This window comes from Streptomyces sp. NPDC059957 (assembly GCF_042730015.1).
Lineage (GTDB): Bacteria > Actinomycetota > Actinomycetes > Streptomycetales > Streptomycetaceae > Streptomyces.
The window spans coordinates 1-15,546 of record NZ_JBHWMB010000056.1 but is presented as its reverse complement, the minus strand read 5'-3'; the positions used below and the strand labels follow the sequence as shown (position 1 = coordinate 15,546).

Sequence of the window (15,546 nt, the reverse complement as noted above, 5' to 3'; positions counted from 1 at the left end):
GCTTCTGGGGGGCGTATTCCTCACTCCATGTCTCGATGTCTTCCCCCCCCTCCCCCCCCCCCCCCCCCCCCCCCCCCCCCCCACCACCGGTCGGGTCTCAAGGCAGCAACAGGGCGGCGTGCGCGAGGAGTTCTGCGTACACCTCGGGGCGGTCCCGTTCGATCACCGGGAACCCCTGCCCGAAGTCGCCGTTCACCCAGCGCGCCTCGATACCGGGGTTGGCCAGGTCGGTGCCGTCGTGGAGGAACACGTGCGGGCTGCAGTTGACCCGCCCCCCGCGCGCCGACTCGTACTGGGCCGTCACGGCGGCCCGCGCCGATCCCGTGTCCAGGGCGTTCGCGAGCTGGTCCACCTCGACGGCGCCCGTCGCCGCGGCCACGTCCAGGATGACGTGGCGCATCGAGATGCAGCGGCCCTCCGCCCAGAAGGCGCGGCGCAGCGCACGGTCGAGCCGCTCACTGGCCTCCAGGGACTGGGACTTGGCCGCGTGCACCGCTTCGAGCGCGGGCAGCGTGGTGACCGGATAGGCCCAGTCGGGCCCCTGCCACAGCCTCCATCCGGCTTCCGGTTCGAGCGCGCCGAGCACCGAGATCTCGGAGTCGACGCCGGGCCGGGCGTTGACCTCCCGGTTGAACAGCTCCAGGGGGAAGGCCCGGAAGTCGAACCAGATCCGGCCCTCCAGACCCAGCTCGCGCCGCGTCTCGTGCAGCCGGTGCACGGCCACGTGGGCGAAGGAGCAGTTCAGGTCGGTGTAGACGCTGATCGTGTCGGGCGTCGCCGGCAGCCGCGGGTCCGTGGGACGGCCGCCCGCCGCGTCGGTCGTGGTGCTCGTGACGGTCACTGGGGCCGGCCTTCCTGCTCGGGCCGGGTGCTGTGTGAGAACCGGGCCACGGTGACGTCCCCGGAGACGACCGAGCCCTCCCAGCCGTAGACCTGCCCGAAGGATCCGGATCCGGTGTCCGACGGGTGCCGCCTGGAGAAGGTGAGCGCGATCCGGTCGCCCGGCCGTACGGGCACGGCGTCCCGGACCGGCAGGTAGGCGTGCTTCCAGCTGTCCGAGGTCGTACGGGCCCGCGGATCGTCCGCCGCGACCTCGTCACCGGAGATGTCCAGGGCCACGGTGTCCGAGAGGGTGGCCACGAAGTAGCCCTTGAAGCCGGTGAACAGTCCCGCCCGCTGGACGGTGTACACGAGCGGAACCTCGTACGAGGTCTCGTGCGCGCCGTGCGTCCCCTCGAAGGCGTAGCGTCGTACGAGGCGTGGCGCCGAGAGCTGGCCGGCCACCGGGATGATCGCGTCGTAGTAGAGGTCGAAGGCATCCCGGGCCCCGCGCCCCTTCAGCAGCTCGGCGAACTCGGCCGGGCTCCCGGCGTCCTGCGGTGCGCCGTCGCGCACCGCGCCGTGGGCCGCCTCGGCGGTGACCGGTACGAGATAGCTCTCCACGGCCGCCGGGAGCATGGCGCCTCCCGGCCGCAGGAAGCGCTCGCGGGCGTCGTCGAGGATCGCGGCGCAGTTCTCGTTGTCGGCCAGGTTGCCCATGATCTCGGAGATGATCAGGTCCACCCGCTCGGGCAGCTCGATGTCGAAGGAGAACCCCCGCAGCGGATGGAAACGGTCCCCGAACCCGGCCTCGGTGAGCCGCCGCGTCGCGGTCCGCAGGATCTCCTCATTGAGGTCGATGCCGTAGACCCGGGCCGCTCCCGCCTCCAGCGCCCACTGGGCCAGGATGCCGGTACCGGTGCCCAGGTCGAGGACGGTCGCCCCGGGCCGCACCGCCTCGGTGACGGCCGCCTTGTACGCCGTCATGCGCAGCCGGTCGCCCAGCATGAGGTCGTGGAAGCCGTCGTCCCATTCGAGGAGCCGCTCGGACGCCGGCAGCCAGACGTCCTGCGGCGCGTACAACTGCCCGAGCACGCCCGCATGGTGGACGGTCAGCGGCTCCGCCGACGGGCCGGCCACCGGGCAGCCGGTGGCGAGGTCGAAGCCGGTGCCGTGCAGCGGGCACGTGATGCGCAGAGTGCGCGGATTGACCTGACCGTGCACGAGCCGGCCGAGCCGGTGCGTACAGGCGGCGTCGATCACGAACTCCCGTCCCGCGACACGGACCCGTACCCGGTCGCCCGGCAGCTCTTCCAGGACGGCGTCGCTCATGCCACCTCCCGCGCGCGCTCGACGGCGGCGTCGAAGGCGCCCCCGATCAGTCCGGACAGCAGCTGCGCCCCGATCCAGAGCTTCGTCGCGTCGAGTCCGCGCGCCGCTTCGTACTCCTTGATCGCGGTCTGCATCTCCCGCATGTGGAAGGTGTCGATGTGCAGGTGTTCCGTGTAGTACCTGCCCTGCTCGATCCCGAGCCGGGCGCAGGCGCGGGCCTGCACGGTGAAGGCGTCGGGGATGCTCGCCTCCAGGTAGGCGAGGGCGCCGAGGAAGTACTCGACGTCTCCGGCACGCTGGGTGAGCCAGTAGAAGACGTTGAGGAACGCGTACGTCTCGTCGCCGGTGGTGTCGAGGAAACTCTCCAGCTCCTGGGGGAGCCCCAGTTCGGCGAGCAGGTCGAGGTAGAGCTTGGAGTGGGTCTGCTGGAGGTTGCCGCAGCCGAACTCGTCGATGAGCACGCGCATCACGGCCATCTGCGCGCGGATCGGGAGCCGGGGTATCGCCGGGAAGAAGTTCTGCGCCTCGGTCAGCCCGTCGAGCGCGAACTCCCGTACCACGTAAGCGAACTGCTCCCGGGTTGCCTTCTCGGCGAGGTAGCTTCCGGCCGGGCTGACCTCGCGTTCGACGGCCAGCAGTCCGTCGAGGCGCTCCTTCCACTCGGCACGGCCGGCGAGCGGCGCAGTGCGGTCGGCGAGATCATCGAGGAGCGGCTCGATCCAGGCGGCCTCCAGCTCCTCGATCCGGGCGAGGACCGCGGAGCTCTGGAGGGTGCGGTTGTGCAGGAACAGCCGCTTGTGCGGGCTGTCTTCGGGCTTCGGTGTCACGTTCAGCACGGGACCTCCCGGTCGGTCTCGATCACGTCGCGCCGCAGCAGTTCGGTCTTCAGCGAGCGGTACCAGTCGTCCCGGTCCAGGCCGTAACGTGCGTACGCGGCGTGCAGCTGCGCAGCCCGCTCCTCGCCCCGGTCGGTCAACAGGGCCTGGCAGAGCTCCGGTTCGACGTTCCCCAGTGCGACGACCCAGCCATCGACGGGTCCGGACTCCAGCAGGAGGTGTTCGAGCCCCTGGGCCACGGGTACGCCCGGGCCGGCTGCGATCAGCGCCCGGGTGAAATCGGGCTCTCCGGCGGAGTCCTTGACCCCGGCCACGCCCGGCAGCGCGCAGACGCGCAGCAGGGTGCCGAGTTCGAGGCTGTTCCCGGAGACGGCCGACTCGTGATAGACGATCACGGGCAGTCCGGCCCCGGCCACGGCCTCGAAGTGGCGGTACATCTCCTCCTGGGTCACGTCCGCCCCGTACGGGGTGGTGACCACGACCGCGCCGGCGCCGAGTCCGCCCGCGCTGCGGGCGAGGTCCAGGGCCGCGGCGGTCGTGGGCCGCAGGATGCCGGCGAGGACGGGTAAGCCGTCGGCGTGCCGGACGGCGGCGGTCAGCGTGTCCCGCCACTGCCGGTCCGACAGGGAGCCCCCCTCGCCGGTGCTCAGCGCCGGCAACAGGGCGTCCCCGTAAGGCCGTACGGTCGCGATCAGGCGGGCCATGCTCTTCTCGTCGATCTCTCCCGCCGCGTCGACCGGGGTGACGAGCGCGGTGGTCATTCCGGTGATCATCGGTTCTCCGTCACAGGGCTTCGGCCGGCACGCGCAGGGCGAGGGACTGCTGGTAGAGGTCTTCCAGCGGCCCGGGGAAGCGGGCTTCCGGTCCGCCGGGGCCGGCACTGCCGCCGGCGCCGGTCACGGCGCGCACCGCGAGCCCGGTCGTGGCCGCGAGGCGCGGGCTGGCCGTGTGCAGCAGCCCCTTGCGGCCCTCGACCATGCCGAGGAGCAGCCGTTCGTGCACCGGAAGGGACTTGGGAAGCTCCGCGCCGGTGGCGTGCAGGACGTCGGCCTCTTCGTAGCCGAGCCGCCGGATGTCCATGACGGTGTGCAGGTTGTCCATGAACGGGTAGTAGGCGTCCTGGAGTTCGCGGGAGAAGCCCCAGATGATGTCGTCGCAGCGGCCCACCTGCTCCAGGCTCATGACGATCCGGCCGTCGAGCCGGTCCACGAAGAAGGCCTTGCAGGCGCGGCGTACGTCCTCGTCCTCGCTGTTCATGCCGAGGAAGAGCGCGGCGTCGGCGTACTCGTCACGGACGCGCGTATCAGACGGCATGACGCTCGAGCACCTCGCGCATCCGGGCCATGGCGTCGGAGAACACCTGCGGGTCGCGGGCGAGGGCGAAGCGGACGAAGGCCTCGCCGCGGTCGGGCTGGCTCCAGAAGAAGAACCGCCCGGGCAGGACGTACACCTCGGCTTCGGCCAGGACCCGCTGCAGTTCGGTCGCCGTCAGCTCGGGGTGGTTGATGCGCGCCCAGGCGACGCTCACTCCGGCGACGGGCTCCTGGTACTCCAGGATCGTGCCGTCGATCGCCTTGCGTATCGCCTCGCGGTTCTGGGTGAGGACCTCGCGGACGGAGCCGAGCCGGTCGCGGGTGGAGTCCTCGACGTACTGGGTCAGCATGTTGAGCACGAAGGGCGAGACGTTGAGCAGCACGCTGGTGTGCAGGTTGTAGACGTCCTCGCGGATGTCGTCGCTGGCCGTGATCATGGCCGCCTTGGCGTCCTGGACGGGCCAGGTCTTGCCGGTGTCCTCGATGGCCAGGTACGAGATGCCGGAGCTTTCGAGGAGCTCGTAGATATCGAAGCGGGCGAGCTTCTCGTCGTAGAGCGTGAACGAGGCGAAGCAGAAGTCGATGACCAGCAGCTTGTTGTGGTCCTTGCAGAAGCGGACCACCTCTTCGAAGCCCTTGCGGCCGTGCTGGAGCAGGGTGAAGCCGGTGGGGTTGTTCGGGTCGACGAGGAACAGGGCGTCGGTGCGGACCCGGCGCTTGAGCTCGGAGTAGATGCGGTCCGGATCGTGGAGCGCGGACTCGTCGATCGGGTACATCGGTACGCCCATGTTGTGCAGGACGTCGTAGAGGTTGTCGAAGCAGGGCTCGACCAGCGTGACCGACTTGCGCTGCTGCTTGAGGTACATGCCGGCGACCATCGTCGAGATCGAGGCGGCGTACGAGAGCAGGGTCTTGTTCTTGGCCAGGGCGGTGTGCTGGCGGTGCAGGGTGAAGAAGGCCTCGATGAAGCGTTCCTCGGCGGTTGCCTGCAGCCCGCGCTCCGCCTCGTACCAGAGCTCGGGCAGCCGGGCGACGATCTCGCGCTGGCTGTCCGACTGCTGCTGGTGGGTGTGTGCGTCGGCGAGGTTGAACCTGGTGCGCAGCGCCTGGATCTCGTGCTGGGTCAGGTCGAGGAGCTGGTTGTCCGGGCTGGTCGGGCTGGGGTGCGTGGTCATGCGTCCTCCGATCAGGAACGGGCGTGCCACGGGGGAGTTCGCGCAGTGCGGGTGCGTCACGGTTGCGGAACCTGATGGACCCGGCATCGAGGAGGTGCGGTGACCCTCGACGTGTGTGATGGTGATTCCCCCGTAACCGGACTGCAGTCCGGTTGAAACGACCCTGGCACATCGTGTTCTCGGGAGCAAGCAAACGAACGGCGAAGACCGGGGGAGGGGTTAGGCGCTGGTCCGGCCCGCTCCGGCACGGCTCGTGTCCGTGCTGAGTACACTCACGAGACACACACCCACACCCACATCCACACCCACAACGTCACGAACGAAGGCAAACCATGAGTTCGGGGTCACCTGAAGTGGCCGAACCCCACCGGGAGCCGGCTCGTGAGCGGTCGGACGCGGCGCGCAACCGAAGCCGCATCCTGGTGGTCGCCGCGGAACTGTTCAGGGAACAGGGCGTCGACAACGTCTCGCTCGATGTCATCGCGGCGCGCGCGGGCGTCGGCAAGGGCACCCTGTACCGCCGCTTCGGCAGCAAGTCCGGGCTGGCCGTGGCCCTGCTCGACGCGCAGGTGGGTGAGCTGCAGGACAAGATGCTCCACGGGGCGCCGCCCCTGGGGCCGGGTGGTGATGCGGGCACGCGGATCACCGCCTTCTTCGAGACCTATCTCGATCTGCTGGACACGAACCTGGAACTGGTCAGGCTTTCGGAGACCACCGCGCCCGGCGTCCGGTACCAGATCGGCTCCTATCGCCTGTGGCAGCGACACCTGTCCGGCCTGCTGGCCGAGGCGCGGCCGGAGCTCGACGCCCAGGGCGCCTCGCACCTCCTGCTCGGCATGGTCGACGCGGATCTCCAACAGGCGCTCCGCAGCGGCGGGTTCACCCCGGGGCGGATTCGTGGGGCGGTGCGCGAGATGGTGCGGCGGGTTCTGGAAGCCTGAGCGGCACACCGTGGGCAGGGCTGGTCCCGGTACGGCGGGAGCCGTACCGGGACCGCGGCAGGTCGACGCACCGGGCGTCAGACCTCCCTGACCGCCTCGATCTCCAGCGAGAGCTCGATTTCCTTGGAGACCAGGAACCCGCCGGTTTCCAGGGCCATGTTCCAGGTCAGGCCCCAGTCCTCGCGGTTGATCTTGCCGCGGGCCGAGAAGACCGTACGGTCGTTGCCCCACGGGTCCTTGGCGTGGCCCAGGTAGTCGACGTCGAGCTCGACGCGACGGGTGAACCCCTTGATCGTGAGATCGCCGGCGAGCGTGCCGCTCGTGCCGTTCCAGCTCACCGACGTCGAGGTGAACGTCGCCCGGGGGTGTTCGGCCACGTCGAAGAACTCGGCGGACCGCAGGTGGTCGTCCCGGGCGGTGTCCCCGCTGTTGACACTGGCCATGTCGATCACCGCGGTGACCTTGCTGTCCTCGGGCCGCTCGCCGATGTAGACGGTGGCGTCGACACCGGTGAACCGGCCGCGCACCTTCGTGAGCATGAAGTGCCGGCCGAGGAAGCCGACCTCCGCGTGCCCTGGGTCGACCTTCCAGTCGCCCACGGCCGGGAGTTCGACCCCGTCCACGATGCGGGTCGGTGAAATCGCGCTACTGGTCATCGTCGTTCCTCCTGCTCGTGTCGGGACGCGGAACCGCTCAGACGCCGGACTCGGTCGGGAGGCCGCCCCCGATCCAGTCCTGCTTGCCGTCCTTGTACGTGAAGACCTTCGAGTAGCCGAGCTCCGCGAGCCGCTCGGCCGCGATCCCCGAGTTGGAGCACGTCGTGTCGGTGCAGTAGACGATGACCTCGGCGTCCTTGTCGGGCAGCAGGCCGGGGGCCAGCGCGTCGACGTCGTCGAGGGGGAGCATCAGCGCCCCCGGCAGGTGCGCCTCCGCGTAGTACTGCTCCGGGAGGGCCTCGACGACCGAGACCTTGCCACTGTCGAGCTTCTGCTTGACCTCGTCGCGGGAGAGGTTCTGAACCGCCATGTAGCCAGCCTCCGAAAATCAAGGATCAATAAGTGCGTACGCACGCACCTTAACAAGTATGTGCGGGCGCACGCAATGGGAGTAGGATCGCTGCGTGAACGGACAGGACGATCGACTCGAGGCGTGGCGGGCGATGCTCCTCGCGCACAACACCGCGGTGCGCGCCATCGAGAGCGACGTGCAGCGCGACGGCCGGATCCCCTTGACGTGGTACGACGTGCTGCTCGAACTCAAGGCGGCCGGAGAGCACGGGCTGCGGATGCAGGAAGTGGCCAACCGGGTGGTCCTCAGCCGCACCCGCGTCAGCCGCCTGATCGACGAGATGGTGCGCGCCGGGCTCGTCTCCAAGCTGCCGGACCCCCACGACAAACGCGCCTCGTGGGCCGTCATCACCCCGGAGGGCGTCGAGGCGCACCGGGCGACGGCTCCGGTCTACATGCGCAGCATCGAGAAGCACTTCTCCGCGCACCTCACCGACGCGGACGCCGCGGTGATCGCCCGGGCGCTGTTCAAGGTGGCCCAGCCCGACACCGACGTCCAGCTGGGCTGACGTCCGGCTGGGCTGACGTCAGGCCGGGACCGGTGTCAGGCCGGGACCGGCGTCCACCTCGCGTGCGGTGCGCGCGAACCCGTACGGGCGTATTCGAACCGGGCCCGCCGCTCCGCGCGGCGGGCCCGGCCCGTCTCATGCACAGGCGGAGCAGAGCCCCCGGTAGGTGACGTCGACCCCGGACACCGTGAAGCCGAACCGCTGCTCGGCCGGGAGGCCGGCCAGCGGGTCGCCGGTGGGGTGGACGTCGCGGATCAGGCCGCAGCCGGAGCACACCAGGTGCTGGTGCGGGTGGTGCGCGTTGGGGTCGTACCGTTTGGCCCGGCCGTCGGTGGTGACCTCCAGGACCTCGCCCAGGGAGACCAGCTCACCCAGGGCGTTGTAGACGGTGGCCCGGGAGATCTCCGGCAACCGTTCCACCGCGCGGGCGTGCACCTCGTCGGCCGTGAGGTGCACGTGGTCGCCGTCGAGCACCTCAGCGACCACGCGCCGCTGGGAGGTCATCCGCCAACCGCGCTCGCGCAGCCGCTCCAGCAGGTCACTCATATCGGCTCACCACTTTCAGATTCGCAGGGGCGGTCCGGCGGGGTACCCGGGAATCTACCCGCGGACGTCCGGGATCCGACAGGATGTGGGCTTGGTGTCGTTCTTGACTTGGATTGCGTCCATCGTAGGATCGGTTGTGTCGACAGCCAAGGGACAGGAACGGTCCGGAGCAGCAGCGCGAGACTGGACTTGAGACCGTCCGCGACGGTGAGCGCCCCGGCGTCAGGACGACCGTGAAACCGGGGCCCGCTGCCGGGTCCCGTGCCCCAAAAATGTTCCATTGCATGCAGTTCCTGATCACCGTGGCCGCCTGGTCCGGTCCGGAAGGATTCCCATGTCTGAGAACCACGATGCAATTGTCACGGACGAGCCGGAGGGCGGCGGGGGCTGCCCGGTCGCGCACGAGCGCGCCGCGCACCCGACCCAGGGCGGCGGAAACCACCAGTGGTGGCCGCAGCGCCTGAACCTGAAGATCCTCGCCAAGAACCCCGCCGTGGCCAACCCCCTCGGCGAGGACTTCGACTACGCCGCGGCGTTCAACACGCTCGACCTCCCGGCGGTGAAGCAGGACATCGCGGAGGTGCTGACCACCTCGCAGGAATGGTGGCCGGCCGACTTCGGCCATTACGGGCCGCTCATGATCCGCATGGCCTGGCACAGTGCGGGCACCTACCGGATCAGCGACGGCCGCGGCGGCGCCGGGGCCGGCCAGCAGCGCTTCGCCCCCCTCAACAGCTGGCCGGACAACGTGAGCCTCGACAAGGCCCGCCGCCTGCTCTGGCCGGTCAAGAAGAAGTACGGCCAGAGCCTCTCGTGGGCCGACCTCATGATCCTCACGGGCAACGTCGCCCTCGAGTCGATGGGCTTCGAGACCTTCGGCTTCGGCGGCGGCCGGGCCGACGTCTGGGAGCCCGACGAGGACGTCTACTGGGGTCCCGAGACCGCCTGGCTCGACGACGAGCGCTACACCGGCGACCGCGAGCTGGAGACCCCCCTCGGCGCGGTCCAGATGGGCCTCATCTACGTCAACCCGGAGGGTCCGAACGGGACTCCGGACCCGCTCGCCGCGGCGCGCGACATCCGGGAGACGTTCCGCCGGATGGCGATGAACGACGAGGAGACCGTCGCCCTGATCGCGGGCGGCCACACCTTCGGCAAGACCCACGGCGCGGGCCCGTCGGAAAGCGTCGGCGACGACCCCGAGGCCGCCCCGATCGAGGCGCAGGGCTTCGGCTGGGCCAACAGCTTCGGCACCGGCAAGGGCGGCGACACGATCACCAGCGGTCTGGAGGGGATCTGGACGAACACCCCGATCGCCTGGGACAACTCCTTCTTCGACATCCTCTTCGGCTACGAGTGGGAGCTGTTCAAGAGCCCGGCCGGCGCCCATCAGTGGCGGCCGAAGGCCGGAGCCGGGGCGGGCACCGTACCCGACGCGCACGACCCGTCGAAGACCCACGCGCCGACGATGCTCACGACCGACCTCTCGCTGCGCATCGACCCGGCCTACGAGCAGATCTCGCGGCGCTTCCACGAGAACCCGGCCGAGTTCGCGGACGCCTTCGCGCGGGCCTGGTACAAGCTGACCCACCGCGACATGGGCCCGGTCGTGCGCTACCTCGGACCCGAGGTCCCCTCCGAGGTCCTGCTGTGGCAGGACCCGCTCCCCGCGCTGACCCACTCCCTCGTCGACGACGCGGACGTGGCCGCCCTCAAGGCCAAGGTCCTCGCCTCGGACCTGACGGTGTCCCAGCTCGTCTCCACCGCCTGGGCCGCGGCCTCTTCCTTCCGCGGCAGCGACAAGCGCGGCGGCGCCAACGGCGCCCGCATCCGCCTCCAGCCGCAGAGCGGGTGGGAGGTCAACAACCCCGACGAGCTGGGAGGCGTACTGCGCACGCTGGAGGGGATCCGGGAGTCCTTCAACTCTGCGCAGACCGGGGGCAAGGAGGTCTCGCTGGCCGACCTGATCGTCCTCGCGGGCGGCGCGGGCGTAGAGCAGGCCGCCAAGGACGCCGGTGTCGAGATCCAGGTGCCGTTCGCTCCGGGACGCGTGGACGCCTCGCAGGAGCAGACCGACGTCGAGTCGTTCGCCGCGCTGGAGCCGGCCGCCGACGGGTTCCGCAACTACCTCGGCAAGGGCAACCGCCTGCCGGCGGAGTACCTGCTGCTCGACAAGGCGAACCTGCTGAACCTCAGCGCCCCCGAGACCACCGTCCTCGTGGGCGGCCTGCGGGTGCTCGGGGCGAACCACCAGCAGTCGCCGCTCGGCGTACTCACCACGACCCCCGGGTCCCTCACCAACGACTTCTTCGTCAACCTGCTCGACCTGGGGACGACCTGGAAGCCGACCTCCGAGGACGCGAACACCTTCGAGGCCCGCGACGACGCCACGGGCAAGGTCAAGTGGACCGGCAGCCGGGTCGACCTGGTATTCGGGTCGAACTCCGAGCTGCGCGCGCTCGCGGAGGTCTACGCGAGCGACGACGCGAAGGAGAAGTTCGTCAAGGACTTCGTCGCCGCCTGGGACAAGGTGATGAACCTGGACCGGTTCGACCTCGTCTGATCCCGGCGTCCGGGCCGGCCGGCCGTGACCGCAGGCCGGCCCGGACCCCGGCGGGGCCGGTGGGCCCCGGCCCTGGGCATGCCGCCGCGGGGCCGCGTTCACCCGGACGGCCGAGCAGCGGAAGCCGCCCGCGCCGTGCCGGGGCAGTCTGTGCGTAGGACCGCCATCACCGCACAGACGAGGACCGCGCCATGTCCCACAGCAGGCGTATCAGCATCATCGCGGGAACGGCAGCGCTGCTGCTGACGGCCACCGCCTGTTCGGGCCTGGGCCGGAGCACCGTCGGGATGCTCGAATTCCGCGGCCACGACTCGCCGCTCGAGGTGAGCTACATCAACACCTCGGTCAAGGGCTGCCAGAAGATCGGCCTGCCCAAGGGGGCGACCCACGTGGAGAACAACACCCTGGTGGACGTCGTCCTGTACCAGACGGAAGACTGTCGCAAGCTCGACCGCGGCGACGGCACCTACGTGGGCACGACCCTGTCGAACGTCACGGCCCCCGAGGCCCTGCCCTGGCGCAGCTTCAGCGTCATCCACTGACTTGCGGGGAGCCCGCCCGCGACGACCGCGGGCCGCGGCGCCCCCGTGTCACTGCGCCCCGCCCCGGCCGTAGCGCCGCTGGAACCGCTCGACCCGTCCGGCGGTGTCCAGGACGCGGGCGGTGCCGGTGTAGAAGGGGTGACTCGCGGAGGCGAGCGGCTACTTCAGCTACCAGGCCGTCGAGCACTACCGGCCGTCCTGCACTGGCTCACCGTCGGCTGCGGCGCCGGCGATGGGAGTCCGGACCCCAGCTCCACCTCCGCCCCACCCCGGCAGCCCTGCAGGACTGGGCCGTCGGCTATGCAGGCGCCGCCCGCTCGTGCGACGCCGCCTGCGGGGCCGTACGGTCCTTCTACCGCCGGCTCGAAACCCCGGCGGGCCCGGCCTCGTGTCGTCCGGCACCGCCAGGTCGCTGCAGTTCCAGCGCGGCGGGAACTTCGCCGCCGGACTTTCCGGCCGCGAGCTCCGGACCCCCGACCAGTGCCGCTGGCCCGCACAGGCCGCCGACCGATATCAGGGCACCCGGCGCGAAGGCCCGCAACGCGCCCGCGCCCTCGTCTACCTCTGCCTGAACCACTACCTCTGGGGCCGCGGCTCCGATGAGGACGTCCTGCGGCCCGGCCAGATCGCCGCCATGCGCCTGAGCGGCCGCCACCAGGCACAGCACCGCACCACCTGGGACGTCCCCCAGAAGAACGCCGCCAGCGACGCGACGCGCCTCCAGCCCGTCCACCACGACGCCGTCCGCGCCATCGACGAGTACCTGCCCCACCGCGTGGCCGCCCTCCCCGACACCGGCCACCTCTTCACCACCGTCAACGGCCGCCCCCTGGAACCCCAGTCCCTGCTCCGGATCCTGCGCAGCGTGGCCGTCACCCACCCCGACCTCGAGGAGACCGCCTGCACCCTGTCCGCTGACGCGGTCACCCACTCGCCGGCCCACGCCGCGTCCACGGCCGGTCCGTCCGGGAACGCCGCCGGCGCCGGCGGAACCCGTGGCCGGGGATGACCTCGCAGCCGCGCGCGTAAGAGGGAGTACGAGAGGACTCTTTCCATCGTCTGGAGCCTGGGGTGGGTTGTGACCTCGATCGAACGGACCGCGTATCCGCGGTTCAAGCGGCTGATCACCGCCTACCCCTGGACGGCGCCACCCTCTACCCGATGATGGCCGCCGCCGAGCAGTGGCCCGACCCGCGGTTCGAGCCCTGGGAGCCCGCCGCGCCCGCCGGCTGTGGGCTACGGCCCGTCAGAAGTTGTGCCCCGTCGGCCGAATGGGGTCGAGGCGCTCTTGCGGACCGGTCCTACGCTGGAGGCATGGCCACCGATCCCTTGCTGAGACAAGGCCCCGACTCGACGGATCTGGTCCTGCGCGTCGGACCGGCCGGGCCGACGTGGAACGCGCTGACCTCGGCGGGGCCGGCGCTGTTCATTCCGCTCGTTCTGGGCGTGCCGACCCTGCTCGTCGCCTTCTGTATGGCGCTGGCCGGGGCTCGGGCGTCGACCGTGTTCGCGGTGTGGGGGTGATCGCCGGGCTGGAATACCTGATCGGCTGGCCGGCGATGGCCTTTTCCCGTGCCCGGGACATCCTGCGGGTGGAGTTCGCGCCGGCCGGGGTGCCCGCGTCTCTGCGGTTGGTCCGGGCCGCCGGGCCGGACGACTGGCTGCCCGTCGACACCCTGCGCGAGGTGCGGCTGACGCACAAGGTGGTGGAGCCGTACCAGGGGGACCACAAGCCGGCCGTCTCCACGCTCGCGCTGGAACTCGTCCTGCGGGGCGACCGGGAGCGGCTCGCCCCGCTCCCGTTCGGCGGCGACCCGCAGCGGCTCGCCGACGCACTGGAGGCCCTGCTCGGCCCGGCTGCGGTCGTGGTGGAGCTGCACACCGAGCGCAGCACGCGCGAACGGCCGCAGCCCAATTCCGGCTGGACCTCCGGTGGTTCGGCCTCGGCCAACTCAGGTGGCGGCTGACCCCGGGCTGCCCGTGGCGCTCCCCGGTTGGGCGTGTTGAGCCGCCGGGTCGACTCGGCCGCAGCCGGGTCCTCCGGCCACGGGTGGCGGGGGTAGCGGCCGCGGAGCTCGACCCGCACGGCGCGGTAGCCCTCACGCCTGAACGACGCGAGGTCGCCGTGACGGCGGCCGGGTGCCCAGCCGGGGAGAGCAGGTGGACGGTCAAGGGGCCCGCCCGTCCGATAGCGCGAAGGCGGCAGACCAGCCGGACGAAATCCCCCGGGCACCGAGCTGCCCGGAAAGTGGTCGTAGACCCGCAAGGCCGCCGAAACCCGCGCTGTGCGGCCCGCGCTGTGCGGCCCGCGCAGTACTAAGGCCGAACCCCCGGCGCCACCGACCGCACACCACCCGGCACCCGCATCCCCGAAATCACCGCCGCCCACACCGGCGACGGGCAGGCCGTCACCCCGGGTCCCTCGCCGCCCGCTACGGCATCAGCACCCGCACTGCCGAGCGGCTGCCGGCCAAGGCCCGCACCACCCGCTGACGCAGGTTCACCACCAGGCGCCGATGCCGTCCTCCAGGTCGGCCATGTTCGCCGGCTCCAGGTCATAGTCGTCCAGGGCGTGGCACGTGCAGCCGCCGCCCTCGTACGTGAGCCGCTCGCAGTGACCGGCATGATGCGGGGCCCGGGCCGGCGCCTGCGCGCCGCATTCCGGCCGTGGCGCAGGCACCACCGCAGGGGTGCCCGCGTGTTCGGCCCGGACGTCAGCCCTCCCGGCCACGCGAACCACGTCCCCACAGGCCGCCCGCCGGCGCTCAGCCCTGCGGCTCCGGCGGGGGCGCGTCCGCCGCGTGCGGGCTGCGCGCGGCCGAGTCGGCCCGCGCCTCGGTGCGATGACCGCGGGCGATGTAGTCGCGGACGACCGCCTCGACAGCGTCCTGAGGAGACCGGATGCCGGCGAGCACCATCACCCGGCCACGGCGTCGGCAGCCTCCGCCGCCGTATCGTGCGCCTCGGCCCGTCCGGCCGTCTCCGCGCTGCCGACCGGACCGTCTCCGCCCTACCGTGCGTTCAGCACGGACGCGACGACCTCGCCCGCCGGCCCGCTGCCGTAGCCGCCGGACTGGACGACCGAGCCGGCGGCCAGGTCGTCCGCGTAGCCGGTGAACCAGCTGTTGGAGTCGCTCTGCCCATCGACCTCGGCCGACCCGGTCTTGGCTCCCTTGTCGCCACTGACCGCGGACATCGCCTTGGCGGCGGTGCCGTCGGTCGCGGCGGCGCCCATCACGCTGCGCAGGGTGGCGGCCATGTTCCCGGGCAGCGGCTGGGCGGTGGTCAGCTCGCCCTTGATCATCTTCCTGGGCACGATCACCGGCTGGCGGAACGCGCCGTTCTTCACGGTCGCCGAGAGGGAGGCGACGCTGAGGGCGTTCATGGTGACCTTGCCCTGGCCGATGTAGGAGGCGGCCGTCTCGGGGCCCTTCGAGACCGGGATGCCGGCATCGGTGGAGGCGATCCCGATGGACCACACCCCGCCCAGGCCGAAGTACTTGCGGGCCGTCCGGCTCAGGGCGGTGTCCTCCACGCCCTTGGCGTTCAGCGGGCCCAGCGCCTTCATGAAGAAGGTGTTGCAGGAGCGGCGGAAGCTGTCCCGGAAGGTGCCGTTCTCGATGGAGAAGTTCTTGTTGTTGTGGAAGGTCGTGCCCGACCAGGTCACCTCCTTCGGACACTCGACCGGGGAGGTCGGTCCGCCGACCAGGCCGTGCTCCAGCATCATCGCCGCGGTCACGACCTTCATCGTGGAGCCGGGGGCCTGCGCCCCCTCCATCGCCACGTTGAACCCGCCGGCCGGGCTGTTGGCCACCGCGCTGATCTCGCCGGTGCTGGGCCGGACGGCGACCACCGAGGCCCGGTCGTACTTCTTCACCGCCAGCTCGGCGGCGGCCTGTACGT

Annotated in this window: 19 protein-coding genes and 2 pseudogenes; 7 read left to right on the top strand and 14 right to left on the bottom strand. The window is 71.0% G+C overall.

Features of this window, described 5'->3' with window-relative positions; genetic code table 11:
- Positions 1 to 97: 97 nt before the first annotated feature.
- The 6 genes from ACFWBW_RS30090 to ACFWBW_RS30065 are packed head-to-tail and all read right to left on the bottom strand — an operon-like array spanning position 98 to position 5,475.
- Positions 98 to 841, bottom strand: coding sequence for a DsbA family protein (locus ACFWBW_RS30090; protein WP_385378954.1), 744 nt, complete (start codon positions 839 to 841; stop codon positions 98 to 100).
- Positions 838 to 2,151, bottom strand: coding sequence for a methyltransferase domain-containing protein (locus ACFWBW_RS30085; RefSeq protein ID WP_385378951.1), 1,314 nt, complete (start codon positions 2,149 to 2,151; stop codon positions 838 to 840). Before ACFWBW_RS30085 ends, ACFWBW_RS30090 begins: the two co-directional genes overlap by 4 nt.
- Positions 2,148 to 2,987: an iron-containing redox enzyme family protein gene (locus ACFWBW_RS30080; RefSeq protein WP_385378948.1), complete on the bottom strand. Its 840-nt coding sequence runs from the start codon at positions 2,985 to 2,987 to the stop codon at positions 2,148 to 2,150. The genes ACFWBW_RS30085 and ACFWBW_RS30080 overlap by 4 nt, the downstream gene beginning before the upstream one ends.
- The gene (locus ACFWBW_RS30075) at positions 2,981 to 3,760 is read right to left on the bottom strand and encodes a dihydrodipicolinate synthase family protein (protein WP_385378945.1); all 780 of its coding nucleotides are present in this window, start codon (positions 3,758 to 3,760) and stop codon (positions 2,981 to 2,983) included. Before ACFWBW_RS30075 ends, ACFWBW_RS30080 begins: the two co-directional genes overlap by 7 nt.
- A gap of 10 nt (positions 3,761 to 3,770) precedes the next feature.
- The gene (locus tag ACFWBW_RS30070) at positions 3,771 to 4,301 is read right to left on the bottom strand and encodes a DUF6190 family protein (protein ID WP_385378942.1); all 531 of its coding nucleotides are present in this window, start codon (positions 4,299 to 4,301) and stop codon (positions 3,771 to 3,773) included.
- On the bottom strand, positions 4,291 to 5,475 hold the full coding sequence (locus ACFWBW_RS30065; RefSeq protein ID WP_385378939.1) for an aminotransferase class I/II-fold pyridoxal phosphate-dependent enzyme: 1,185 nt from the start codon (positions 5,473 to 5,475) through the stop codon (positions 4,291 to 4,293). The genes ACFWBW_RS30070 and ACFWBW_RS30065 overlap by 11 nt, the downstream gene beginning before the upstream one ends.
- 353 nt (positions 5,476 to 5,828) lie before the next feature.
- On the opposite strand from ACFWBW_RS30065, the gene ACFWBW_RS30060 reads away from it, so the two are divergent.
- Positions 5,829 to 6,416, top strand: coding sequence for a TetR/AcrR family transcriptional regulator (locus ACFWBW_RS30060; RefSeq protein ID WP_385378936.1), 588 nt, complete (start codon positions 5,829 to 5,831; stop codon positions 6,414 to 6,416).
- A gap of 77 nt (positions 6,417 to 6,493) precedes the next feature.
- Here the strand turns inward: ACFWBW_RS30060 and ACFWBW_RS30055 are convergent, their stop codons facing one another.
- Entirely contained in the window at positions 6,494 to 7,072 is a 579-nt protein-coding gene (locus tag ACFWBW_RS30055; protein ID WP_385378933.1) for a YceI family protein, read from the bottom strand.
- Positions 7,073 to 7,109: 37 nt separating this feature from the next.
- The gene (locus ACFWBW_RS30050; RefSeq protein WP_385378930.1) at positions 7,110 to 7,442 is read right to left on the bottom strand and encodes a rhodanese-like domain-containing protein; all 333 of its coding nucleotides are present in this window, start codon (positions 7,440 to 7,442) and stop codon (positions 7,110 to 7,112) included.
- Between the two features lie 94 nt (positions 7,443 to 7,536).
- On the opposite strand from ACFWBW_RS30050, the gene ACFWBW_RS30045 reads away from it, so the two are divergent.
- Positions 7,537 to 7,992 (top strand): MarR family winged helix-turn-helix transcriptional regulator, encoded by a 456-nt coding sequence (locus ACFWBW_RS30045; protein WP_385378927.1) that lies wholly within the window; start codon positions 7,537 to 7,539, stop codon positions 7,990 to 7,992.
- Positions 7,993 to 8,127: 135 nt separating this feature from the next.
- On the opposite strand, the gene ACFWBW_RS30040 is transcribed toward ACFWBW_RS30045, so the two are convergent.
- Positions 8,128 to 8,538: a Fur family transcriptional regulator gene (locus ACFWBW_RS30040; RefSeq protein WP_385378924.1), complete on the bottom strand. Its 411-nt coding sequence runs from the start codon at positions 8,536 to 8,538 to the stop codon at positions 8,128 to 8,130.
- Positions 8,539 to 8,872: 334 nt separating this feature from the next.
- Here ACFWBW_RS30040 and katG point away from each other — a divergent pair, with 334 nt between their 5' ends.
- Complete coding sequence (katG, locus tag ACFWBW_RS30035) at positions 8,873 to 11,101, top strand: catalase/peroxidase HPI (RefSeq protein WP_385378921.1); 2,229 nt, start codon at positions 8,873 to 8,875, stop codon at positions 11,099 to 11,101.
- 191 nt (positions 11,102 to 11,292) lie between these two features.
- On the top strand, positions 11,293 to 11,643 hold the full coding sequence (locus ACFWBW_RS30030) for a hypothetical protein (protein WP_266902336.1): 351 nt from the start codon (positions 11,293 to 11,295) through the stop codon (positions 11,641 to 11,643).
- A 48-nt stretch (positions 11,644 to 11,691) separates the two neighbouring features.
- Here the strand turns inward: ACFWBW_RS30030 and rpmE are convergent.
- Positions 11,692 to 11,799, bottom strand: a pseudogene (rpmE, locus tag ACFWBW_RS30025) (50S ribosomal protein L31); the annotation flags it as partial.
- A 232-nt stretch (positions 11,800 to 12,031) separates the two neighbouring features.
- Here rpmE and ACFWBW_RS30020 point away from each other — a divergent pair.
- From ACFWBW_RS30020 to ACFWBW_RS30010, 3 genes are all read left to right on the top strand, one after another.
- Positions 12,032 to 12,652, top strand: a complete 621-nt coding sequence (locus ACFWBW_RS30020; RefSeq protein ID WP_385378918.1) for a hypothetical protein — start codon at positions 12,032 to 12,034, stop codon at positions 12,650 to 12,652.
- A 305-nt stretch (positions 12,653 to 12,957) separates the two neighbouring features.
- Positions 12,958 to 13,167, top strand: coding sequence for a hypothetical protein (locus ACFWBW_RS30015; protein WP_385378916.1), 210 nt, complete (start codon positions 12,958 to 12,960; stop codon positions 13,165 to 13,167).
- Positions 13,164 to 13,610, top strand: coding sequence for a hypothetical protein (locus ACFWBW_RS30010; protein ID WP_385378913.1), 447 nt, complete (start codon positions 13,164 to 13,166; stop codon positions 13,608 to 13,610). The genes ACFWBW_RS30015 and ACFWBW_RS30010 overlap by 4 nt, the downstream gene beginning before the upstream one ends.
- 35 nt (positions 13,611 to 13,645) lie before the next feature.
- Here the strand turns inward: ACFWBW_RS30010 and ACFWBW_RS30005 are convergent.
- The 4 genes and pseudogenes from ACFWBW_RS30005 to ACFWBW_RS29990 all read right to left on the bottom strand — a co-directional run.
- Positions 13,646 to 13,818: pseudogene (locus tag ACFWBW_RS30005) on the bottom strand (ATP-dependent helicase C-terminal domain-containing protein); the annotation flags it as partial.
- 325 nt (positions 13,819 to 14,143) lie between these two features.
- On the bottom strand, positions 14,144 to 14,323 hold the full coding sequence (locus ACFWBW_RS30000) for a hypothetical protein (RefSeq protein WP_385378910.1): 180 nt from the start codon (positions 14,321 to 14,323) through the stop codon (positions 14,144 to 14,146).
- Between the two features lie 85 nt (positions 14,324 to 14,408).
- Positions 14,409 to 14,561 (bottom strand): DUF2191 domain-containing protein, encoded by a 153-nt coding sequence (locus tag ACFWBW_RS29995; RefSeq protein ID WP_385379058.1) that lies wholly within the window; start codon positions 14,559 to 14,561, stop codon positions 14,409 to 14,411.
- A 92-nt stretch (positions 14,562 to 14,653) separates the two neighbouring features.
- Positions 14,654 to 15,546, bottom strand: an 893-nt coding sequence (locus ACFWBW_RS29990) for a penicillin-binding transpeptidase domain-containing protein (protein ID WP_385378907.1), incomplete at its 5' end; no start/stop codon positions are given.